Genomic DNA, 21,473 nt, shown 5'->3' on the forward strand with positions numbered 1-21,473 from the left:
AAAGTGCCAGACGGTCTGTAAGCCGGGTTCTGTCCGCATCCTTGCGGATGGTGGACGGCCATTCGTCTGGGACGCGCATTGCTGCGCGCCTCGCGCGACCAACCCGGGTGACGGGTCGAAAACATCCCCGCGGCCATGATCGCTCACGCCGCCGGCCACCCCTATTCGGTCTTGCTCCCGGTGGGGTTTACCCTGCCGCCCTCGTTACCGAGGGCGCGGTGCGCTCTTACCGCACCGTTTCACCCTTGCCCGCGGGTTTGCACGCGCGGGCGGTTTGTTTTCTGTGGCACTATCCCTGGGGTCGCCCCCGCCGGTCGTTAACCGGCACCGTGTTTCCGTGGAGCCCGGACTTTCCTCCATCGCCCCCTTTCGGGCCTTGCGACAGCGGCCGTCCAACCGTCTGGCTCAATCCTCTTCGACGATCGGGTAGGGCTGGTCAATGGGCACATTGAAGATACCGCGCGCCATGATGACCGCGATGGCGCCCAATTGCACGGTCGTGGCGCCGAGCAGGCTCATGACCACGCTCGGGGTGATCACCCGCGCCGTGGCGGGGATCAGATGGTCGGCGATGTCGCGCTGGTCGAAATAATAGAGCACGCCGATGAACACGACCGAGAGCACATTGGTGACGGCGAACAGCGAGAGGATGACAATGGCGATCTGCCGCCGGATCGCGGCATCGCCGAGGGCGATGCGGTCCTTGACCGACAGGCCAAGCTCCACACTTTCGAGCCCGACCGCTGCCGACGGCGCCCGGGGGGAGCCGCTCATGACGCGTGCCGCAATCGCTTACCCGTTGAGAATGATACGGACCGGCTCGGCTCTGCCGCTGACGGTGATAGTATGGTCCGGCGCGGCTTCACGGCTGACCACCTGGGCGAGGGCGAGGGCGCGGCGGATTACGGCGGCATTGGTTTTGACGCCGAACAGGCCGCGCAACTCTGCTATCGCCTCGGCGGTGTGCTGATCGACCTCGAAACTGGTGACGGACATGGCTGACCTCCGGTTGATCAATATTTTATATAGTTTTTATATAGAAATTCAAGGGAAGACAAACACCCGGGTGATGGCGCCGATCCGCCCGGCGGTTTCGGCATCGATCACGCCATCGCACCGCGCCGGCCGGAACCGGCGCTGGAAGGCGGTGATCGGCGGCGCCGGATCGGCGGTGATTTCATAGCCGATCGCTGCGAGATCGGCCAGCGGATCGGTGGTGGCGGCCAATCCGTCGGCCCACAGACCGATGCCGCGCGCGGCGAGGTCGCGCCAGGGGAACAATTCGCCGGGGTCCTGCTTGCGGTCCGGCGCGATGTCGGAATGGGCGACGATGTTTCGCGCCGGGATCGGGTGGCGCGTCAGGATCGATCGGGCCAGGCTGACGACGGCGGCGATCTGGGCCGGCGGGAAGGCCCGATAGCCCCATTCATGCCCCGGGTTGACGATTTCGATGCCGATCGAGCGGTCGTTCAGAGCCCGCACGCCGCGCCAGGCGCTGACGCCGGCGTGCCAGGCGCGCCGCGCCTCGGGCACCAAAGCGTGAATCGCGCCATCTTCCGCGACGACATAATGCGAGGAGACCTTGGCCACCGGATCGCACAGCCGCGTGATCGCCTCGTCCCCGCTGCGCATGCCGGTGTAGTGCAGCACCAGATGATCGATCGGCGCGTCCTCCGGCCGGTCGTCCTGGTTTGGCGAGATCACAATCCCCGCTCGCGCTTGATGTCGTCCCAGGCCGCATTGATCCGGGCGACGCGCTCGGTCGCGCGGGCGGCGAATTCCGGTGGCACGCCACGCGCGGCGAGTTGATCCGGATGGTTCTCGCGCATCAATTGTTTCCAATGGGCGCGGATCGTATCGTTGGAGGCGCCCCGGTCGATGCCGAGCACGTCGTAGGGATCGCCCTCGGATTGCGCGAAGGACGAGGGGTTGCCCGCGCGGTTGCGGGCGGCTTGGTCGAGGCCGAAAGCGACGCCGATCCGCGTCAGCATATCGGTCTCACGGCCGTTGATCGGCGCATCGGCCCGCGCGATCGCGAACAGGGCGCTCAGGATCTGTTCGAGCGCGAGGCGATTGTCGGCGAAGCTCTCGGCCAGTTGCCGCGCGTAGGGCTCGAACCCGGTAGAATCGTCGCGCGCCTGATCGAACAGCCGCCCGATCATCGGCACCGCCGCGTCCTCGATGCGGAACTGGCGCTTGAACGAATCGATCTCGGCGCGATTAACCGCGCCGTCGCATTTGGCGAGTTTGGCGGCCAGCACCGTGACGCCGATGGCGAACACCTGATCCCGCCGCCCCAGCATCGCGGCGAATCGCGCGGAATCAAGCGGCAGCGCCCGACCCACGCGCGCGCCGAACGAGCCGAGATCGCCGGTATCGGCCGCATGACCCAGCGCCGCCCCCGCAATGGCCCCGATCGGCCCGCCGAACGCGAAGCCAGCGATGCCGCCGATAACCTTACCCCATACCGCCATCTCTGCTATATCGGGTGGCGGGACCGGTTGGTCAAAGGGGGATCGCGCGGTGCTGGCTCAATATTGTCGCATCAAGGCCACCAGGCGCCCCTGCACCTTGACGCGCTCGGCCGGAAAAATGCGGGTTTCGTGGCGGGCGTTGGCGGGTTCGAGGGCGGTGGAATTGCCGCGCCGGCGCAGGCGTTTCAGCGTCACTTCGTTATCATCGACCAGGGCCACCACGATCTGGCCGTTCTCGGCGGTTTCGCCCTTGCGGATGATCGCGGTGTCGCCGTCGAGAATACCGGCATCGATCATTGAGTCACCAACCACCTCGAGCGCGTAGTGCTCGCCCTGACCGATGAAGGCGATCGGCACTTCAATTTCGGTCTGATGTTCGCGCAACGCCTCGATCGGCTGGCCGGCGGCGATCCGGCCATAGAGCGGCAGGCTGACGGCGGCGACCTCGGCGGCGGCGCGCGCGCCCTGGAAACGGGCGGAGAAATCACCGCGGATGACGTTCGGGGCGAATTTCTGGTCGACCCGCTCGGTCGCCACGCTGTCGGCGGGCTGGCGGATCACCTCGAGCGCGCGGGCGCGATGCTTGTGGCGGCGCAGAAAGCCCCGCTCCTCCAACGCGCCGATCAGCCGGTGGATGCCGGATTTGGATTTCAGATCGAGCCCGATTTTCATTTCCTCGAAACTCGGTGAGCAGCCGGTGCGGCGCAGATGCTGATCGATGAAGACCAGCAATTCATGTTGTTTGGGCGTCAGCATGCAATTCCTCGTTACGTCCTGGTCGGCGCCGGTGCGACGATTCGCCCCGAGACTATGGTCGTGATCTGTGACTTTGGTCGTGATCTGTCGCGGTCGCGGAACAAACCGCTAACATAGTGTTCTAGGAAGTGTTTTCGCGTCGCGTCAAGAGGGTGTTGGCAAAATAATCATGATATGTTCCGCTGATGTGCCGCGGGACTTGCCAGGGCAGACGCAATCGCGCCAAGGAACGCCATGGCGATTTTGTCGATCCAATCCCAGGTGCTTGCCGGCAGTGTCGGCAATTCGGCGGCGGCGTTCATCTATGCGCGGCTGGGCTGCGAGGTCTGGCCGTTGCCGAGCGTGCTGCTCTCGCATCATCCGGGGCATGGCGGCGCCGAGGGTGGACCGGTCAAGCCGGCGCGGCTTGCCGCTCTGGTCGCGGGGCTGGCGGCGCGGGGTGGCTTTGCGCGTTGCGAGGCTGTGGTTTCGGGATATCTCGGCGCCGAGGCGGCGGTGCCGGTGGTGCGGGATGCCGTGGCGCGGGCGCGGGAAGCGCATCCTGGCGCGCTTTATTTGTGCGATCCGGTGATCGGCGATGCGGGACGGCTCTATGTGCCCGCCGGGCTGGTGGACGGGTTCCGTGACACCCTGCTGCCGCTGGCCGATATCGCGCTGCCCAATCCGTTCGAACTTGCAACACTGACGGCGCGGGCGCTGCCGGACCGCGCGGCGGCGTTTGCCGCGATGGCGGCGCTGGGGCCACCGATCGTGGTCCTGACCGGATTTGTCGGCGCCGATACCGTGCCCGGCACGCTGGACCTGCTTCTGCTCGACGGGGCGGACCGTCAGGTGGTGACGGTGCGCCGGCTCGATCGGAATTTTGCCGGCGCGGGGGATGCGTTCGCCGCGCTGTTCATGGCGGGATATGTGCGGCGGCGGGCGGCGCTGGCGGCGGTGCGCGGCGCCGCGGCGGCAAGTGCCGCGTTGCTTGCCGCGACCGCGGCGGCGGGCGCCGACGAATTACAGGTGGTGACAGCGCAGAACGACTGGGTCGCGGCGCTGCACGCGACCGCCAGCGCAACAGAGTGGTAAAATCGCGCAGGCGTTCGTAATTTTATTGATTTTATCTAATCGTATAGCATATATTCGTAAATATGGATCTGCCGGGTCGAACGCGCCGGCCCGGTGCCGCGATGGCGGTTCTGAAACAAACTCTTGGGAGAAATACCATGACGACGATGGCCAATTTGTTGAAACGCAAACCCGCGGCACTGATCGGGGTATCGCCCGATGCCAAGATTCGCGAAGTGGTGCTGGTGCTCGCCGAAAAGCGGATCGGTGCCGTGGTGGTGCAGTCGGCCAACAGCGATCTGCTCGGCATTTTGTCCGAGCGCGACGTGGTGCGCAGCCTCGCGGCGAACGGGGTGGCGACGATGGATATGCTGGCCAGCCAGCTGATGACCCGCGCACCGACCACGGCAACCCCGACGACGACGATTTTCGAAGCCGAAACCCTGATGACCGAGGGGCGGTTCCGCCATCTGCCGATTGTCGATGGAGGCCGGCTGACCGGCGTCGTCAGCATCGGGGACGTCGTTGCGGGATTGATGGAACAGCAGGCTCAGGAGGTGCGCAGCCTCCGCGAATACGTCACCGGCGGCGCCCGCTGAGCCGCACTCAATCGGCGTCATAACGGCCAACAGGGGGGGCAGACACTTCACCCGTTGGCCGGATCACCGGACGCTGGATTGCGTCCGGTGATGTTTTGCATGTTGATGTTACTGGCTGCTCGCTGAATCTGAGCTCGTCGGCAACTTCACCTTCGGTGGGGCGCCGAGATTGATCTGCTTCGGCGTGGTCTGCGAACCCGCCACCGCGCCGCCCACCGCGCCGATTCCCGCGCCGGCCAAGGCGCCGATCGGTCCACCGATCGCACCGACCGCGGCACCCGCCGCCGCGCCACCGGCCGCACCGCCCTGCGCGCGCTCGGGTTGCTGTGTGCCGCAACCCGCCAGTGCGAGAACCATGCCAAGGGCGAGCGGAGCGGCGAGAATCGTTTTAGTGATCGTCATGTCGGTATTCCTTTCCGAGATCGTAGAACGCCAGCCTGTCGCCGTCCTGCCTTTCAGGACCATTGACAAACTTACAGAGTGGTCATGCCGCCATGCACGATCAACCTGGAACGATGCCTGGATGGACGAAGTTTATACTGGTGCTCATCTCGCCAGTATTTTCGAGGGCTGAGATTTTTTTTTGGCGATTACTGGGGATTGGGCGGCGCCAGGGGCTGGGCTTGCACGGACTGACCGTAGCCCGACGGCGGACGGTAGGCCGAGGGCGATTGCGCCTGATACTGGTTGATCTGGTTGCGCAGACCCGGGTTTGACGCGGCGGTGCCGGCCGGGGCGGCGTCGGCGCTCGGCGGGGTAGTCTGCGGCGAGATATTGTCGAGATCGATCTGCTTCGGCGTCGTGGTCGAGGCGGTCAGCGCGCCGATGCCGCCCCCGATGGCCGCACCGACCACGACGCCGACCGGTCCGCCGATCAGCCCGAAAGCGGCCCCGGTTGCGGCACCGCCGGCGGTGCCGGTGCCCATGCGATGCGGTGCCTCGGTGCCACAACCAGCGAGCGTGGCGGCGAGCGCGGCCAACAGAAGAGTGGGTCTGAGCCAGCGTAGTTTCGATCCGGACATGATCGGCTCCTTGTGTCGGTACGGTTGGTGGTCGGTTGCATGACGCCGGGAGGCTTGGATAGGCGAGGATTGTGGTAACATAAAGTTTTTCAGCGGCTTATACAAAGGCGTGAAGAGTTTGTGTTAATTCAACGCGATGTCGTTGAACGTGAACCAGAAGCTTGCCATGCCCAACCCGTCCGGACCGGACCCAGGACCGTGGTTTCGCCGGTTTCGCGGCCGTGCGCTACTGGGACTTGCCGGCTTCGCCGCACTGTATCTTTTGCTCGCGCTCAAGCTGGTCGATGCCACGGTGATCGCTCCGATCAAGCCGAGCGAAGCCGTGCTCGCCGCCCAGCGGCCCGATTTCCGCACCCTATTGAGCGCGCCGGATCGGGCGCCGATTCTTGATCGCAACGGCAGGCTGCTGGCGGTATCGCTGCCCGGCGCCGCGCTGTTCGCCGATCCGAAGGAGATCAGTCATCCGCGGCGCGATGCCGCACGGCTCGAAACCGTTCTGCCGATGCTCGATCAGGCCGAAATCGCCCATCGGCTCGGTCTTCGTCCCTACGGGTTCGTTTATCTCGATCGCGATCTGACGGCGGCGCAGGAACTCGCGGTCAACCGGCTCGGGATTCCGGGCGTGTATTTCCAGCATATCTGGGTGCGGCATTATCCGGAGGGCGATCTGGCCGCGCATGTGCTCGGCGGTGTCACACCGGACCAGCGCGGTATCGCCGGGGTCGAGGATTATTTCAACCGCCGCCTGATCGGGCAGCCGACGCAGCCGTTGCATCTCTCGATCGATCTGCGGGTCGAGGACATCGTGCATCGCGAGGTTGCGCGCGCCATGGCGGACTACAAGGCGCGCGGTGCCTGCGGCATCGTCGAGAGCATGACCGGCCGCATCGTCGCGATGGTGAGCCTGCCGGATTACAACGCGAATGATTTGCATGACGCGCCGACCGACACGCTGTTCGATCGGTGCATCTCCGGCGATTACGAGCCCGGCAGCGTGATGAAGCTGATGACCATGCCCGCCGCGCTGCAATCGCGCCTGGTGAGCTATTGGGACCGGTTCGATACCACGCATCCCTTGTTCGTTGATGGGTTTTCGGTCACCGACTACGAGCCGGTGCACTACTGGCTGGCGATGCCGGCGGTGCTGGCGTTTTCCTCGAACATCGGTGCCTCGCGCATCGCGACCATCATGGGGCCGAAAATCCAGCGCGCGTGGCTGCGCAAAATGGGTTTCTTCAAGCCCTCGCCAGTTCAGATGCCCGGGGTGCAGCCGCCGATCTGGCATCCGAAGGACACCTGGAAGCTGCTGACCACGATGACGGTCAGCTTCGGCAACGGGATCGCGATGGCGCCGCTGATTCTGGTCAATGCCGTGGTCGCCGATGTGAACGGCGGGGTTCTCTATAAACCAACCCTGCTCGCCCGCGCCCCCGGCGCACCACCCCGCACCGGCATTCGCGTCATGCGGCGTCATGTTTCGGTCATCATGCGCAAACTGATGCGCGGCGTCGTGCTGTCGGGCACCGGGATCTACGCAAGGGTGCCGGGCTATTTGGTCGGCGGCAAGACCGGCACCTCGCAGGTGGTCGCGCCCGATGGGCGGTATCGCAACCATCTCAACAACTCGTCCTTCATGGCGATGTTTCCCGCCGATCATCCGCGCTATGTGGTTTATGTGCTGGTGGTGCATCCGAAACCGACCAGGAAGATGCAGCATTTTTCCTATGGATTCACCACCGGCGGTTACGTGGCCGCACCGGCGGTCGGGCGGATCATCGCGCGGATCGGGCCGATGCTGGGCATCGCCCCGATCGAGGGCGCGGCGCGGAAGGCGATGAATGCGAAATTCGGTATTCCGTTGAAACCCGCCGTGCCGCCGGGGCGGCGGGCTCTGGGGCCGGGTCATCCGTTTCCGCCGGGGGCGAACCGCTATGCCTATGAGCTGGCCGACCAGCCCCCGCCGCGCCATCCCGATCGTGCGGCGGCGGCGGCGGCGTTGCACCGGGTTGAACTGGCGGTGCCGGGACAGATGATCCGGCGCGATCGGTCCGCCCGCGCCGCGACGATGGCGAGCGCGATCCTGAAAAAGTGAGTTTGTCGCCGATAATTCGTTGACAGGTGTATCCCACCCCATAGTATGCAACCTTAAGTTAATTTATAGGTAAATTCGGCTTTTCGTTTCAAAGGGTGGGATCAACCTATGAGCACAACGACGCTGACGGTCGGCAGTGGAACGGCCGGGTCGGTCACGGAGCTGACGGCCAGTGGTGCCTATGACATCGTGGTCGATGGCGAGAGCGGCATTCTCGATATGGTCGGCACGGCGGGGGCGAGCCTGTCCGCCACGATCCTCACGATCACCGAGAACGGGGTGCTGTTCACCGACCAGATCAGCGGCGGGGCGTTTCAGGATTTCAACCCGACGACGCTGAACACGACCGTGCCGTTTTTCGAACTCGGCTACGTGGCGGGCGGCGGAGCCGATCCCGGGTACGGCACGCTCGATCTCGGCAATAATCTGGTGAACGCCTCGATCAACGCGCCGCTCGAGTTTGGCGGCACCAACAACGACCTGATCCTCGGCTCCAGCCTGTCCATTAGTTTTCTGGCCGAGATTTCGGGTTACGCGACGACCGATACGATCGACCTGCAAGGTGTCACGGGGGCCACCGGCATCGCCTGGACGCAGAACGCCGGAACCACCGGCGGGGTGATCACGCTGAGTTCCGCCACCAACAGCGATCTTGCCCAGATACCGCTGGCGACCGGCACTTTCACCTCCAGCCTGTTCAGCATCACCACCGATAGTGTTGGCGGTACCGAAATCATGGTCGCCTGCTATCGCGCCGGCACCGCCATTGCCACGCCAGCGGGCGAGGTCGCGGTTGAGCGCCTGGCCATCGGGGATCGGGTGTTGACCGCCGATGGCACCGCCAAGGCCGTGAAATGGCTGGGACAGCGCGATTATTCCGCCCGGTTCGCCGCCGGCAAGACCCATCTGCTGCCGATCCGCTTCGCCCCCGGTTCGCTCGGCAACGGCCGGCCGCGGCGGGATCTGTGGGTCAGCCCGCAGCACGCCATGCTGATCGAGGGCGCCTTGATCCCCGCGATCTGTCTGGTCAACGGCGTATCGATCATGCAGGACGCGACGGTCGGGCCGATCAGCTATGTTCATGTCGAACTCGACCGCCACGACGTGATCTTCGCCGAGGGCGCGCCGGCCGAGACCTATATCAACGATGACAACCGCGCGATGTTTCACAACGCGACCGATTTCGTCGCGCGCTATGGGGACGATGCGATCGACCGGCGCTATTGCGCTGCCCGGATCGAGGATGGACCGATCCTGGCCGGGATTCAGGCGCGGCTGGCGGCCTTGGCCGGGGTTGACGCGCCGATGCCGGGATTGGGCGCGCTGGTCGGCTGGCTCGAACGCATCGAGACCGATCGGGACGGCAGTGTTGCGATCGGCTGGGCGATGTGTCCGCAATTTCCCGCGGCATCAGTCTGTTTCGAACTGCTCTATCGTGGCAGGGTCGTTCATCGCGGTCTGGCCAACCGGCATCGGCCGGATGTGGAGGATGCCGGGTTCGGCAGCGGCCGGCATGGTTTTGCCGTGAAAGTTCCGATCGGGGCGTCGCTCAGCGATCTGGTGGTGCGGCGCGTGGCCGATCGCGCGGTGCTGGCCAGCGCTGCGCACGTTGCCGCAGCCTGAGCGATGCTGCGCGGTCGGCTCGACATCGCCACCCGCAGCCGGATCGCTGGTTGGGCGCAGGATGATCACCGGCCGCACCAGCCGGTCGCGCTGCTGATCATCGACAATGACGATTTGCTCGATCGGGTCGTGGCGAACCAGCATCGAGCGGATCTGGCCGCCGGGGGGATCGGTGACGGGCGGCACGGGTTCGATGTACGGATCGAGGGCGGGTTGCCGGGGCTCGGCCAGCATCTGATCCGGGTGGTGCGCGAGCGCGATGGCGCCGAACTCGCGGCATCGCCCGCGCTGATCGCGCCGGCCGGCGCGTTCGACGCCCATGAGACATCGCTGCTGCAATCGCTGCTGGATGGGATCGCCAGCCCGGCCGGGATCGACGGGGCGATCGTGGCACTGTCGGCCCAGATCGATCGGCTGACGGCGCGGCGTGGCGCGGTGCGACCGGCGGCGCGGCGGGCTTTGGTGATCGACACCACCATGCCCGCGCGCGGGCGGGACGCCGGGTCGAATGCGATATTATCGCATGTCGAATCCCTGCTCCGGTTGGGTTTCGCGGTCAGCTTCGTTGCCGCCGATGGCGCGCCGCCGCCGCCGGATGGTCCGCCGATTGACTGGCGCTGCTCCCCGGTCAACCGCAGCGTCGAGGAGGTGCTGACCCGTGAGGCCGGGGCGTTCGACATTGTGTATTTGCACCGGCTGGACGCTGCGGCCTGCTACATGCCGCTGGTGCGGCTGCATCAGCCGCGCGCGCGGGTGATTTACAGCGTCGCTGATCTGCATCACCTGCGGCTCGCCCGGCGCGGCTTCGTTGAACGCGAGGCGGCGCTGGTGGAGCGCGCCCGCAAGGTGCGCGAGACCGAACTGGCCGTCGCCGGCGCGGCCGATATCGTGCTCACCCATTCCACCGCCGAAGCCGCTATTTTGCGCCGATGCGTCGGCACGGCGCGGGTGATCGTGTCACCCTGGGCGGTGACGCCGGGCAAACCGCGCCGGAGCGCACCGTTCGATACGATCGGTTTTATCGGCCATTTTGGCCATGCGCCCAATCTGGCGGCGGCGCGGCGCCTGATGTTCGACATCATGCCCAGGCTGCTTGCCGCAAATCCGGCGATCACGTGCCTGATTGCCGGCTCTGACATGCCGCCGGCGATGCGCCTGTGGGCGGCACCGGGCGTCGAACTGCTCGGCGCGGTTGATGATCTGGCTGGATTTTTCGCGCGGCTGACCGTGAGTGTGGCGCCGATGAGCTATGGCGCTGGAATCAAGGGCAAATTGCTCGACAGTCTTGCCGCCGGGGTGCCCTGTGTGGCGACGCCGGTTGCGATCGAGGGATTGCAGTGGCCGGAGGCGCTGGCTGGTTGTGTCGCCACCGATGACGATGGGCTGGCGGCGGCGGTTCTGGCGTTGTGTGATGACCCGAAGGCCTACCGCAAAGCGGTGGCCGCCGGTCGCGCGATGATCATGCAGGATTGGTCCGCAACCGGGGTGGACGCCGCTTTGCGCCTTGCCGCTGGCGGCTAAAGCCGGCCACTAGCGCAAGCTCGCTCGAGGTTGACGCTCCCGCGTCAGCCGACAGCGATCAACGTGCCCGCACAACAAATGCTCTGGGAACGCCGCCTGGTTCGGCGCTGGCCGCGCGAGCCATGTGATTGATCTAAAATCATTTCGGCGTTGCGATCACATCGCGATTCTCGTCAGGCCGATAATGGTCTATGGGGCGGGGTTTCAGGTCGGGTGAAGGCGAGCATGGCGATTGTGATCACACCGCAGATCGTATTGAACGAACGTGAGATTTCCGAGGTGTTCACGACATCCTCCGGTCCGGGCGGGCAGAACGTCAACAAGGTGGCGAGTGCGGTGCATCTGCGGTTTGATGTGCTGCAATCCGCCGGGCTGAGCGATGAGGTGAAGGCGCGGCTGCGCCCGCTCGCCGGGCGGCGCATGAGCAAGGATGGCGTGATCCACATCATCGCCCAGAGGTTTGCCTCCCAGGAGCGCAATCGCGAGGATGCACGGGCGCGGCTGGTGGCGATGATTCGCGCGGCGCTGGAGCGGCCGGTGCCGCGGGTGGCGACGCGGGTGTCACGCACCCAGAAAGCCAAGCGCCTCGAATCAAAGGCAAGGCGTGGACAGACCAAGATGCTGCGCTCGTCGATCCCGGAGAATTGATGCCGGTTTGCTCTGGTCGCGGCGGAACCGGTGAACCGGCCTCCCCTTGATTTCGTCGATCACCTCCCCAGCCTACAGCGGGTGGTCGCCGCAACGCCGTTGTTGCGCGCCGGGTGGTGACCGCCGCATGGCGGTCCTGGTCACCGTGATCCTGGCCATCACGATCAATGATAGGGATACAAGCCTCATGGCCGATCAGGACGATATTTTTGCCCCCTACGATGCTCCGGCCGGAGGGTGGGGTGCGCTCGCCGCGACGGCCAAGGCATTGCGGCGGCAAAGCGTGGTGGCGCGCGGCAGTAAGGCGCTGCTCGCCGCCAACCAGCCGGAGGGGTTCGATTGTCCCGGCTGCGCCTGGCCGGATCCGAAACATACCTCGTCCTTCGAGTTCTGCGAAAACGGTGCCAAGGCGATCGCCTGGGAAGTCACTGACCGGCGGGTGACGCGGGCCTTTTTCGCGCGGCATACCGTATCGGAGCTGGCGGCGAAGAGTGATTTGTGGCTCGAGGAGCAGGGCCGCCTGACCGAGCCGATGCGCTATGATCCCGCCACCGATCACTATGTGCCGGTGTCGTGGGACGAGGCTTTCGCGATGATTGGGCGGCATATCAACGCGATGGCCACACCGCATCAGGCGGAATTCTATGTCTCGGGTCGGACCTCGAACGAGGCGGCGTTCCTGTTCGCGCTGCTTGGCCGGCTGGTTGGCACCAACAACTTCCCCGATTGTTCGAACATGTGCCACGAACCGACCAGCCGGGGGTTGCCGCTCTCGATCGGCGTCGGCAAGGGAACCGCGGTGCTGGAGGATTTCGAGCACGCCGACATGATTTTGAGCATCGGCCAGAATCCGGGCACCAATTCACCGCGCGCGATGGGAACGTTGCGCGAGGCGGCGAAGCGGGGGGCGCGCATCGTGGTGTTCAACCCGCTGCGCGAGCGCGCGCTGGAGCGGTTCGCCGATCCCAAGAGTACGCAGGACATGCTTTCGAGCGGCGCCAAGATCGCTCATCTGTATTGCCAGGTGAAAATCGGTGGCGATCTGGCGGCGCTGAAGGGGGTGATGAAACTGGTGGTCGCCGCCGATCGCGCGTCCCGCGCGGCGGGCGGACCCGCGGTGCTCGATGATGATTTCATCGCCAGCCATACGCACGGGTTCGACGCGTTCATCGCTGATCTGGATGCGACCGGCTGGGATGAGATCGTTGAAACCTCCGGTTTGAGCCGCGCGACTTTGCAGCAGGTCGCCGATATCTACTGCGCGGCGAAATCGGTTATTTTGATGTACGGCATGGGGATCACCCAGCATCGGCATGGCTCGGAGAATATCCAGCAATGCGTCAATCTGCTGCTGCTGCGCGGCAATATCGGACGGCCCGGAACCGGGATTTCCCCGGTGCGCGGACATTCCAACGTCCAGGGTGACCGCACCGTCGGCATCGATGAAAAACCCACCGCCGCCTATCTCGATCGTCTGGGCGCGGTGTTCGGCTTCGAGCCACCCCGCGAGCATGGGCACGGCGTGGTCACCGCCATCGAGGCGATGATCCGCGGCGATGTGCGCGTGTTCATCGGCATGGGCGGTAATTTCGTCGCCGCCGTCCCTGACACGCCGTTGGTCAAGACGGCGATGCGACGCCTCGACCTGACCGTTGGCATCAATACCAAGCTCAATCGCGGCCATCTGGTTCATGGCAAGGACGCGCTGATCCTGCCGTGCCGAGCGCGCAGTGAGCTCGATGAGCAGGGTGGCGTGCTGCAATCAGTCACGGTGGAGGACAGCATGAGCTTCGTGCATGCGTCGGGCGGATTGCTCGCGCCGGCCAGCGCGGAGCTGAAATCGGAGGTCGATATCGTATGCGGCATGGCGAAGGCGATATTTATCGATCGCCATACCAATATCGACTGGGATGGCTACGTTGCCGATTACGACCGGATCCGCGATGCGATAGAGGCGGTCTATCCCGATCTGTTTCGTGATTTCAACACACGGGTGCGCCAGCCGGGCGGCTTCCGGCTGCATAATCCGGCCAGCGAGCGGATCTGGAAGACCGCATCGGGCAAGGCCAATTTCATGGTGTTCAAAGGTGTTGCCGAAGATCCCGCCCGCGCCGCGACGCCCGGGTTGTTGCGCCTCGCGACCCTGCGCAGTCATGACCAGTATAATACCACGATCTACAGCAATGACGACCGCTATCGCGGCATCAAGGGCGACCGGATGGTGGTGTTCATGAACGCGGCCGATATGGCGGCGCGTGGCATCAAACCGGGCGCCAAGGTGCGGTTGCGGACGATCGCGGACGACGCGACGCCGCGAGTCGTCGAAAACCTGACCGCGATTGCCTATGATATTCCACCCGGTTCGATCGGCGCCTATTATCCGGAGACCAACCCGCTACTGGCGCTGTCCCATCATGATCGACTGGCGGAAACCCCTGCGGCGAAATCGATCCCCGTGCTGGCTGAGGCAATGGCCTGAGACGCCCGGTCGCGCGGGGCCGAAACGTCTTGACAGGGGTGTGCCGATGCCGGTCTTTTAAGCTTGGATATGATTGGACTTCGGGGGAGGGGACGTATGGCTGACCGCTGGCTGGCAGACTCCATCGTGGCGCGGCGCGGCGTCGGGTGGGCGCGCCGACCGAAGCTGCATGACCTCACGGAAGCGGCGCAAGGCCAGTATCATTATACGATCGGTCCGTATTCGGAGCCGGTGTTGACGATCGCGCCAGGCGACCGGGTGCGGATCGAGACAAGGGACGCATTTGAAGGTGCGATCCGCACCGAGCGTGATAAGCCGAGCAAACGGCTGCGGATGCCCTTCGTCAATCCGCAGAACGGCCCGATCATGATCGAGGGGGCCGAACCCGGCGATGCGATCGCGGTGCATATCGAGCGGATGCGCCCGCGCGGCGACAACCCGCGCGGCACCTGCTGCATGATCCCGTATTTCGGCGCGCTCACCGGCACCGCGCTGACCGCCTCGCTGCAGCCGCCGCTGCCGGAAATCACCCGCAAAATCCACGTCGATGAAAAAGAGGTCCGCTGGAGCGCGCGGGTCGTGCTGCCCTATGCGCCGCATATCGGCACACTCAGCACCTCGCCCGAAATCGACAGCATCAACTCCCTCACCCCCGGCCCGCACGGCGGCAATATGGACCTGCCGGACATGGGGCCGGGCAGCATCACCTATCTGCCGGTCCGCAGCACCGGCGGCCGCCTGTTCATCGGCGATGCCCATGCCTGCCAGGGTGATGGCGAAGTCTGTGGCACCGCGGTCGAATACGCGTCCGAGACCACCATTCGCGTCGATCTGATCAAATCCTGGGCGCTCGATTGGCCCCGCCTGGAGCGGCAGGATTTTATCATGACGATCGGCAGCGCCCGCCCGCTCGAGGATGCGACGCGCATCGCCTATCGCGATCTGGTACTGTGGATGGAGGCCGAATACGGGTTCGACCGGTGGGACGCCTACATGATGCTCAGCCAGTGCGGCCGGGTGCGGCTCGGCAATTTCGTCGACCCCAACTACACGGTCGGCGCCGGTATTGCCAAAAAATATCTCGCCCCGGAAGGCAATTAGCATGGACCTCGGCCTGCGCGGCAAACGCGCGTTGATCACCGGCGGCACCAAGGGCATCGGCCGTGCGGTCGCCGAACATTTCGCCGCCGAGGGGGCGGATGTCGCGATCTGTGCGCGCAATGCCACCGAAATTGCCGAAGCGGTCGCGATGCTCGCCGCCACCGGTGTGCGTGCCACGGGCCGCGCCGTCGACGTGGCGGATGGCCCGGCGCTGGGGGCCTGGGTGCGCGATGTCGCTGCCGAGTTCGGCGGGCTGGATATCGTTGTCGCCAACGTCTCGGCTCTGGCGATCGGCCAGGACGAGGCATCGTGGCGGCGCGAGTTCGAGACCGATATGATGGGGACGGTTCGGACAGTGGACGCGGCGATGCCGTTTCTGGAAGCCTCCAGCGCTGCGGCGATTGTGGTGATTTCCTCGGTTTCCGGCCGTGAGGTCGATTTCGCCGCTGGACCCTACGGTGTCTTCAAGGCCGCGCTGATCCACTATGCCAAGGGATTATCGTATCAACTGGCGGGCAAGGGCATCCGCGTCAACGCGCTGTCGCCGGGTAACACATATTTTCCGGGCGGGGTGTGGGAAAAAATCGAACACGGCAACCCCGCACTGTATCAGCAGGCTCTGGCGTTGAACCCGACCGGGCGGATGGGCCGCCCGGACGAAATGGCGCGCGCCGTCGTGTTTCTCGCCAGCCCCGCCGCGAGTTTCATCACCGGCACCAATCTGGTGGTCGATGGCGCGTTGACCCGTGGTGTTCAGTTCTGAGAGCGACGGTTCCGCGCGGGACCGGCGTCCGGACATTCACCGCCGCTTCGTCACCAGATCGTTGATGAAGCCGAGTTTTTCGATCACCGGCGGCGAGAGGATGAACGGGTACAGATCGCTCTGCCCCATGCTGCGGGCAAGACTGTTCATCGCGAAGGTGAGGGGGAGCCACATCGCGATCATCTCATCGATCGAACCTGCGCGATAGGGGTCGAAGTCGCGCGCCAACGGCGCCAGCCTGGCCGATTCGCCGGGCGGGTTGACGCGCAGGCCAAAGGCGTTGGCGGTTTCGATGGTATCGACGATGTGCAGATATTGTGCCCAGGTCTCCGCGAAATCCTCCCAGGGATGAGCGCTGGCATAGGCGCTGATGTAATTGTTCTGCCAGTCCGGAGGAGCGCCTTCGGCGTAATGACGCTTCAGGGCCACGGCGTAATTTGCGCGGTCATCACCGAAAATCGCACGGCACGGCGCCAGTCGATCGGTATCGCGGATCAGCATATTCCAGTAGAAATGGCCGGTTTCATGGCGGAAGTGACCGAGCAGGGTACGGTAAGGCTCGCCGAGCGCAGTGCGGTTGCGCTCGCGGATCACATCCTCCGCCTCCTCGACATTCAGCACGATGACCCCTTCATCATGACCGGTCAGCGGTGGTGGCTTGCCTTGTCGCGCGGCAAGAAATTTGAAGGTCAGCCCATGTGCGGGGTCTTGCTCGCGATCGGGGATCGGCAGGTCGAGATGGCGGAGCGTATAGATCAGCCGATGTTTGGCGGTTTCGATCTTGCGCCACCGCACCAGATTATCGGCGTTTCCAAGATCGGGGACAACCTGATTGAAGCGGCAAGCCTCGCACAGCGCGGGAGGGGCCAGCTCATCAGGATCGGCGGGGATCAGCCAGTTGCAGGCATCGTAGCGCGCGTTGGCGCAGAACCGAACTCTCCGGTCCGGCGCGCTGACCGGTTGCCAGAAACCGTCAGCGACATCGGTGACATCACCAGCATCCGCCGGCCATATCAGAGCGGTGAGCGTGTCGGCGTCGGGCAGATAGCCGAGCCAGTGATGGCACGTCCCACAGAACCGGTTCTCAAAATAGAGTCGCGAGCCGCAAACCTGACAGATGAACAACCGCATCAGGGCATGACGCCGGCGCCGACTACTTGATTTTGGCTTCCTTGAACGCGACGTGCTTGCGCACCACCGGATCGTACTTCCGGAATTCGAGCTTGCCGGTCTGTGCCTTCGCGTTCTTGCGCGTGACATAGAAGAAGCCGGTGTCGGCGGTTGAAATCAGTTTGATCTGGACTGTGCTGGATTTGGCCATGAGTGTTCTCCGATCGGGCGGATATGAGGGAGCCGGGCGATCCGGTCAAGTGCCGTGGGGTGAGGTTCCCGCCGCCGATGCCGCGAGTAGCGGGCGGATCAGCGCCGCGTGATAGGCCGTGGGGTGATCGATCAGGGTCGTGGCGGCGGTGAAATAGCCATTGGCCCCGACGGTCGCCGGGCAGGAATCACGCAGGGCGAGGATTTCGGCCAGCGGCATCGGCGCGCGGGCGGCGCGGGTTTCCGCAAGCGGTTTCGCCAGCATGTCGTGGCCGGATTCCAGGGCGGCGATCTGCTGATCGAGCCCGTTGGTTCCCTGGCTGACGCAGACCTGCGGAAACACGCCCAATCCTTGCAACGGCCAGCCACGCGGTGCGATCATGCGACTCCACGTGACGTATAATTCACCGCCGCCCGGCAGGTTGGTGACGCTCTGCACCAGCCCTTTGCCCAGGGTGGCGCTGCCGATCACCACCGCGCGGTCATTGTCCGACAGGGCGGCGGAGAACACTTCGGCGGCACTCGCGGTCGCGCCATCAACCAGAACGATGACCGGCAGACCATGGGCAAGATCGGCACCTTCGGCGCGAAACAGATGGTTCGCCGCCGGATCGCGACCGATGGTCCGAACGATGGTGCCGTGGCTGAGCAGGGTGTCGACGCTGAGCACCGACTGGCGCAGCACGCCGCCGCGATTACCGCGCAGATCAATGATGATGCCTTTGGGGGGAGGCGCCATCGCCATCAGCCCGGCGAGGCTGGCGGCGAATTGCTCGCCGGTGTCACGATCGAATCCGGTCACACGGATGACCGCGATCCCCTTGTCCATCGTGCCGAACACGCTCTGGGTTGGCACCAGGCCGCGGGTGAGGCTGATTGTCTGCGCCAGGCTGTTGGGCGGCCGTACGGTGAGGCTGATCGAGGTGCCGAGCGTGCCGGACAGGCGCGCCTGCAGGGCCGTGAGGTGCTGGTTGGCCGTGGGGATGCCGTCGATCGCCAGCACCGCCATGCCGGGGGCCATACCGGCCTGATCGGCCGGGCCGGACGGAGCGACCCGGGCGATCAGGATTTTGCGACCCTCGCGGCCGAGCGTTAGACCGAGACCTGCGTGACCCAGGCGCATCGCCCGATCTTCATCGGCCTCGCGAGGGGCTTCATAGCGCGAGTACGGGTCGAAATGATTGAACAACTCATCGAAGAAACTACGGATCACGCCCTCCGTGCCGGCGCGCATCAGGGCAGGGGAGGCGGTGAAGGCATGGCCGGCCAGCGCCGCGCAGGTCGTGCCCCAGGCCGCCGTATCCGTGGGTGGTGGCGCCGCGATCGCGAACAGGACCCGGTTGGGGCCATAGAGCAGCAAGGTCCCTGATTGCTCCTGCACCGTCAGGTCGGGATCGAGCGCCGTGATGCCGGACAGGCCCCAGACCGCCATTTGCGGAATGCTGAGCGGTTCGAGCGTGCGCGGTGCGATGAAGGCGAGGGCAGCGCCCCAGACCGCGCCGGCGCGCGCGACATCGAACCCGGGGGCGGCAGCGGTGCCGCAGAGCGGCAGCACGAGGCAGATCAGGGCGATTGCCTGCCAGACCGGGCGGAACGTGCGACGCCTCATCGACGCGAGCGCTTCCCGGATTTTGAATTGCGACCCGCGGATTTGCCCGGCATCGAACGTGCGGGACGGGTGTCGCCGCGCCCGCCGGGGGAGCGGCCACCATCGATCAGGGCGAATAGCAATCCGCCCGTGACCGGTTTCGCCTCGCGCAGCCGCACCGTGACCGGGTCGGCCAGATGAAATACCACCCGGCTGCGCGTGCCGGAGAGTGTGCTGCTGGCCTCGTCGTGATGCCAGAAATCATCCGGAAGCAGTGCCATCGGGATGAAACCGGACGCGCCGGTCTCGGTCAGGGTCACGAACAGACCGAACCGCGTGACCCCGGCGATCCGTGCCGCGAAATCCTCGCCGATCCGGTCCGAAAGATAGGCGGCCAGATAGCGATCGGTCGACTGGCGTTCGGCATCGGTGGCGCGACGTTCGGTGATCGTGATGGCCTGGGCGATGGCAGGGAAATCGGACCCCGGGTCGGCGCCGAGACCATCCGGGCCAAGCTTGAGGCCGGTGATCAGGGCGCGATGCACCAGCAGATCGGCGTAGCGCCGGATCGGTGAGGTGAAATGCGCGTAGGATTTCAGCGCGAGGCCGAAATGCCCGATATTCTCGGGCGCGTATTCCGCCTGGGACTGACTGCGCAACACGGTTTCATTGATCAAAGGCGCGGCGTCGGTGCCGGCGACCAGTTTGAGGATATGGTCGAGGTCGCGCGGGACCAGCTGGTCGCTCTGCTTGAGGGCAATGTCGAACGTCGCGAGCAGGGAGCGCAACGCATCGAGTTTTTCCGGCGAGGGCGGGGCGTGAATGCGGTACATGCAGACCTGACGTAACCGCTCGAGCTCCTCGGCGGCGGCGACATTCGCCAGGATCATGAACTCCTCGATCAGCCGATGGCTGTCGAGCCGGGTACGCGGGGTGATGCTGGCAACTTTACCCTGATCGGTCAGGGTGATCTGGCGCTCCGGCAGATCGAGATCGAGGGTGCCGCGCGCCTGACGGGCGGCGATCAGGGCGCGATAGGCTGCGTAGAGATTGTCCAGCGTGCCTGGCGGCAGATCGGCGGTGGCACCGGCATCGTGAGCCACCTGCACCGCCTCGTAGGTCATCCGGGCGAAGCTCCGCATCAGGCCGCGGCCGAACCGATGTGATTGCTTGCGTCCCTCGTGGTCGATCGTCATTTCGACGAACAGGCAGCCGCGATCTTCATTGGGTCGAAGACTGCACCAGCCGTTCGAGAGCGCTTCGGGTAGCATCGGGACCACCCGATCGGGGAAATAGACCGAATTGCCGCGATGCGCAGCCTCGCGATCGAGTGCGGTGCCGGGGCGCACGTAATGGGCGACATCCGCGATCGCGACCACGATGCGAAAGCCTGAACCGAGTGGTTCAGCGAACACAGCATCATCGAAATCGCGCGCGTCGGCGCCGTCGATCGTGATCAACGGCAAGGCGCGCAGGTCGGTGCGCCGGCCCAGGCGGGTCGCTTTGGCCGCGGCGGCCTCATCGAGTGCGGCCTGGGAGAAATCGACGGGAATGCCGAGTGTGGCAATCGCGATCAGGCTGATCGCGCTGGCGTCGCCGATCTGGCCGAGATGCTCGACGATGCGCGCTGGTTTCGCGCCATGCCCAAAGGCGGGCAACGGTGTGGCGCGCACCACATCACCAGTGGCGGCGCCATTGGTTTCGCCGGCGGGAACCTGCCATTCTGAACGGCTCTTGCGATCGACCGGCTCGATCCAGCCGCCCGCCGCCTCGCCCGAAGTGGCGGCGCGGAACACACCGATGATTGTGGCTGGTTCATCGTCGAGGCGTTTGAGGGTGCGGCCCTCGTAGCGATCCCCCTCAATCCGGCGCAGCCGCGCCAGAACGCGCGCACCGGGCGCGAGGGCGGGCTGGCCACGTTGTTCGGGTTGCATGAAAACGATCGGCGGGCGGCCCGGCTGATCCCAGCCGACGGGACGGGCCAGAGGATCGCCATCGCGGTCGGTACCAGTGATTTCGACGACACAGCGCTCAGGCAGGACGGCTGACTCGCGCACATGCTTACCCCCGGCTCGAACCAGCGCGCCATCGCGCTCCAAGCCGCGCAGCAGGGCACGCAGCGCCGGCTTCTGATCGGGCGTGATGCCAAAGGCGCGCGCGATCTCACCTTTGCCCATTCGTGTGCCAGCACCGGCAATAAAGGCCCGCAACGCCGCCGCCGTCGGCAGACCCGCCTCCGTCCCACCCGACCCCGATTGAGGTGATTTTACTTTAGCAGGTAACGAGGCACCGGTTTTGCGGGTCATGCCGAACCCGCGCGCATACCGGACCGAAAATGGACCGCTGACATGGCGACCGGTTCGCCCGTAACCCAGGTTTTCTGGATTTGGTGCACAATTTCGCCCCACGCGTCAGCTGATCTGTTCAACAGAAA

General features: G+C 65.1%; 20 protein-coding genes and 1 other RNA gene. 9 read left to right on the forward strand and 12 right to left on the reverse strand.

All coding sequences use genetic code 11. The annotated features are described in order from the left end of the window. Positions 1–2: 2 nt before the first annotated feature. From rnpB to lexA, 6 genes are all read right to left on the reverse strand, one after another. An RNA gene (gene rnpB / locus ACP5E6_RS00480) (RNase P RNA component class A) lies at positions 3–404 on the reverse strand. 1 nt (position 405) lies between these two features. Beyond that, positions 406–774 carry a hypothetical protein gene (locus ACP5E6_RS00485; protein ID WP_427950184.1) on the reverse strand — a complete coding sequence of 123 codons (369 nt, stop codon included), beginning with the start codon at positions 772–774 and terminating at the stop codon, positions 406–408. 18 nt (positions 775–792) lie between these two features. After that, on the reverse strand, positions 793–996 hold the full coding sequence (locus tag ACP5E6_RS00490; RefSeq protein WP_427950187.1) for a hypothetical protein: 204 nt from the start codon (positions 994–996) through the stop codon (positions 793–795). A gap of 48 nt (positions 997–1,044) precedes the next feature. Next, a complete protein-coding gene (locus tag ACP5E6_RS00495) occupies positions 1,045–1,704 on the reverse strand; it encodes an N-acetylmuramoyl-L-alanine amidase (RefSeq protein WP_427950190.1) in 660 nt (219 codons plus the stop codon). Next, a complete protein-coding gene (locus tag ACP5E6_RS00500; RefSeq protein ID WP_427950192.1) occupies positions 1,701–2,474 on the reverse strand; it encodes a TerB family tellurite resistance protein in 774 nt (257 codons plus the stop codon). Before ACP5E6_RS00500 ends, ACP5E6_RS00495 begins: the two co-directional genes overlap by 4 nt. 57 nt (positions 2,475–2,531) lie before the next feature. Then, positions 2,532–3,230 (reverse strand): transcriptional repressor LexA, encoded by a 699-nt coding sequence (lexA, locus tag ACP5E6_RS00505; RefSeq protein ID WP_427950195.1) that lies wholly within the window; start codon positions 3,228–3,230, stop codon positions 2,532–2,534. Positions 3,231–3,464: 234 nt separating this feature from the next. Between lexA and pdxY the strand changes: the two genes are divergently transcribed. Continuing rightward, entirely contained in the window at positions 3,465–4,304 is an 840-nt protein-coding gene (gene pdxY / locus ACP5E6_RS00510; RefSeq protein ID WP_427950197.1) for a pyridoxal kinase, read from the forward strand. A gap of 137 nt (positions 4,305–4,441) precedes the next feature. Then, complete coding sequence (locus ACP5E6_RS00515) at positions 4,442–4,882, forward strand: CBS domain-containing protein (RefSeq protein ID WP_427950199.1); 441 nt, start codon at positions 4,442–4,444, stop codon at positions 4,880–4,882. A 108-nt stretch (positions 4,883–4,990) separates the two neighbouring features. Here the strand turns inward: ACP5E6_RS00515 and ACP5E6_RS00520 are convergent, their stop codons facing one another. Further along, positions 4,991–5,284, reverse strand: a complete 294-nt coding sequence (locus tag ACP5E6_RS00520) for a hypothetical protein (protein ID WP_427950202.1) — start codon at positions 5,282–5,284, stop codon at positions 4,991–4,993. Between the two features lie 188 nt (positions 5,285–5,472). Further along, entirely contained in the window at positions 5,473–5,904 is a 432-nt protein-coding gene (locus tag ACP5E6_RS00525; protein WP_427950205.1) for a hypothetical protein, read from the reverse strand. A gap of 166 nt (positions 5,905–6,070) precedes the next feature. Here ACP5E6_RS00525 and ACP5E6_RS00530 point away from each other — a divergent pair, with 166 nt between their 5' ends. From ACP5E6_RS00530 to ACP5E6_RS00560, 7 genes are all read left to right on the forward strand, one after another. After that, the gene (locus ACP5E6_RS00530) at positions 6,071–7,996 is read left to right on the forward strand and encodes a peptidoglycan D,D-transpeptidase FtsI family protein (RefSeq protein WP_427950208.1); all 1,926 of its coding nucleotides are present in this window, start codon (positions 6,071–6,073) and stop codon (positions 7,994–7,996) included. A gap of 108 nt (positions 7,997–8,104) precedes the next feature. After that, positions 8,105–9,619 carry a Hint domain-containing protein gene (locus ACP5E6_RS00535; RefSeq protein WP_427950212.1) on the forward strand — a complete coding sequence of 505 codons (1,515 nt, stop codon included), beginning with the start codon at positions 8,105–8,107 and terminating at the stop codon, positions 9,617–9,619. Between the two features lie 3 nt (positions 9,620–9,622). Further along, entirely contained in the window at positions 9,623–11,140 is a 1,518-nt protein-coding gene (locus ACP5E6_RS00540) for a glycosyltransferase (RefSeq protein WP_427950215.1), read from the forward strand. 225 nt (positions 11,141–11,365) lie between these two features. Then, a complete protein-coding gene (arfB, locus tag ACP5E6_RS00545) occupies positions 11,366–11,788 on the forward strand; it encodes an alternative ribosome rescue aminoacyl-tRNA hydrolase ArfB (protein WP_427950218.1) in 423 nt (140 codons plus the stop codon). 187 nt (positions 11,789–11,975) lie between these two features. Continuing rightward, entirely contained in the window at positions 11,976–14,267 is a 2,292-nt protein-coding gene (locus tag ACP5E6_RS00550) for an FdhF/YdeP family oxidoreductase (protein ID WP_427950380.1), read from the forward strand. A 96-nt stretch (positions 14,268–14,363) separates the two neighbouring features. Further along, complete coding sequence (locus ACP5E6_RS00555; protein ID WP_427950220.1) at positions 14,364–15,368, forward strand: acetamidase/formamidase family protein; 1,005 nt, start codon at positions 14,364–14,366, stop codon at positions 15,366–15,368. Position 15,369: 1 nt separating this feature from the next. Then, positions 15,370–16,131, forward strand: coding sequence for an SDR family NAD(P)-dependent oxidoreductase (locus ACP5E6_RS00560; RefSeq protein ID WP_427950223.1), 762 nt, complete (start codon positions 15,370–15,372; stop codon positions 16,129–16,131). Between the two features lie 36 nt (positions 16,132–16,167). Here the strand turns inward: ACP5E6_RS00560 and ACP5E6_RS00565 are convergent, their stop codons facing one another. From ACP5E6_RS00565 to rnr, 4 genes are read right to left on the reverse strand one after another with little or no spacing between them, the layout of a single operon-like run. Next, entirely contained in the window at positions 16,168–17,262 is a 1,095-nt protein-coding gene (locus tag ACP5E6_RS00565) for a zinc-binding metallopeptidase family protein (RefSeq protein ID WP_427950225.1), read from the reverse strand. 22 nt (positions 17,263–17,284) lie between these two features. Beyond that, the gene (gene rpmG, locus ACP5E6_RS00570; RefSeq protein ID WP_029310534.1) at positions 17,285–17,452 is read right to left on the reverse strand and encodes a 50S ribosomal protein L33; all 168 of its coding nucleotides are present in this window, start codon (positions 17,450–17,452) and stop codon (positions 17,285–17,287) included. A gap of 45 nt (positions 17,453–17,497) precedes the next feature. After that, on the reverse strand, positions 17,498–19,060 hold the full coding sequence (locus ACP5E6_RS00575; protein WP_427950229.1) for a S41 family peptidase: 1,563 nt from the start codon (positions 19,058–19,060) through the stop codon (positions 17,498–17,500). Then, complete coding sequence (rnr, locus tag ACP5E6_RS00580; protein WP_427950232.1) at positions 19,057–21,345, reverse strand: ribonuclease R; 2,289 nt, start codon at positions 21,343–21,345, stop codon at positions 19,057–19,059. Before rnr ends, ACP5E6_RS00575 begins: the two co-directional genes overlap by 4 nt. Between the last annotated feature and the right edge of the window lie 128 nt (positions 21,346–21,473).

The sequence above is a fragment of the Acidiphilium sp. genome (assembly GCF_049977125.1).
Taxonomy (GTDB): domain Bacteria; phylum Pseudomonadota; class Alphaproteobacteria; order Acetobacterales; family Acetobacteraceae; genus Acidiphilium.

Bases quoted from the DNA above. Each gene is read 5' to 3' on its own strand.
- ACP5E6_RS00500 (WP_427950192.1), bottom strand. From the start codon at position 2,474: ATGGCGGTATGGGGTAAGGTTATCGGCGGCATCGCTGGCTTCGCGTTC.
- lexA (WP_427950195.1), bottom strand. From the start codon at position 3,230: ATGCTGACGCCCAAACAACATGAATTGCTGGTCTTCATCGATCAGCAT.
- rpmG (WP_029310534.1), bottom strand. From the start codon at position 17,452: ATGGCCAAATCCAGCACAGTCCAGATCAAACTGATTTCAACCGCCGAC.
- ACP5E6_RS00525 (WP_427950205.1), bottom strand. From the start codon at position 5,904: ATGTCCGGATCGAAACTACGCTGGCTCAGACCCACTCTTCTGTTGGCC.
- ACP5E6_RS00535 (WP_427950212.1), top strand. From the start codon at position 8,105: ATGAGCACAACGACGCTGACGGTCGGCAGTGGAACGGCCGGGTCGGTC.
- ACP5E6_RS00560 (WP_427950223.1), top strand. From the start codon at position 15,370: ATGGACCTCGGCCTGCGCGGCAAACGCGCGTTGATCACCGGCGGCACC.
- arfB (WP_427950218.1), top strand. From the start codon at position 11,366: ATGGCGATTGTGATCACACCGCAGATCGTATTGAACGAACGTGAGATT.
- ACP5E6_RS00520 (WP_427950202.1), bottom strand. From the start codon at position 5,284: ATGACGATCACTAAAACGATTCTCGCCGCTCCGCTCGCCCTTGGCATG.
- ACP5E6_RS00555 (WP_427950220.1), top strand. From the start codon at position 14,364: ATGGCTGACCGCTGGCTGGCAGACTCCATCGTGGCGCGGCGCGGCGTC.
- pdxY (WP_427950197.1), top strand. From the start codon at position 3,465: ATGGCGATTTTGTCGATCCAATCCCAGGTGCTTGCCGGCAGTGTCGGC.
- ACP5E6_RS00550 (WP_427950380.1), top strand. From the start codon at position 11,976: ATGGCCGATCAGGACGATATTTTTGCCCCCTACGATGCTCCGGCCGGA.
- ACP5E6_RS00485 (WP_427950184.1), bottom strand. From the start codon at position 774: ATGAGCGGCTCCCCCCGGGCGCCGTCGGCAGCGGTCGGGCTCGAAAGT.
- ACP5E6_RS00515 (WP_427950199.1), top strand. From the start codon at position 4,442: ATGACGACGATGGCCAATTTGTTGAAACGCAAACCCGCGGCACTGATC.
- ACP5E6_RS00490 (WP_427950187.1), bottom strand. From the start codon at position 996: ATGTCCGTCACCAGTTTCGAGGTCGATCAGCACACCGCCGAGGCGATA.
- ACP5E6_RS00540 (WP_427950215.1), top strand. From the start codon at position 9,623: ATGCTGCGCGGTCGGCTCGACATCGCCACCCGCAGCCGGATCGCTGGT.
- rnr (WP_427950232.1), bottom strand. From the start codon at position 21,345: ATGACCCGCAAAACCGGTGCCTCGTTACCTGCTAAAGTAAAATCACCT.
- ACP5E6_RS00565 (WP_427950225.1), bottom strand. From the start codon at position 17,262: ATGCGGTTGTTCATCTGTCAGGTTTGCGGCTCGCGACTCTATTTTGAG.
- ACP5E6_RS00575 (WP_427950229.1), bottom strand. From the start codon at position 19,060: ATGAGGCGTCGCACGTTCCGCCCGGTCTGGCAGGCAATCGCCCTGATC.
- ACP5E6_RS00530 (WP_427950208.1), top strand. From the start codon at position 6,071: ATGCCCAACCCGTCCGGACCGGACCCAGGACCGTGGTTTCGCCGGTTT.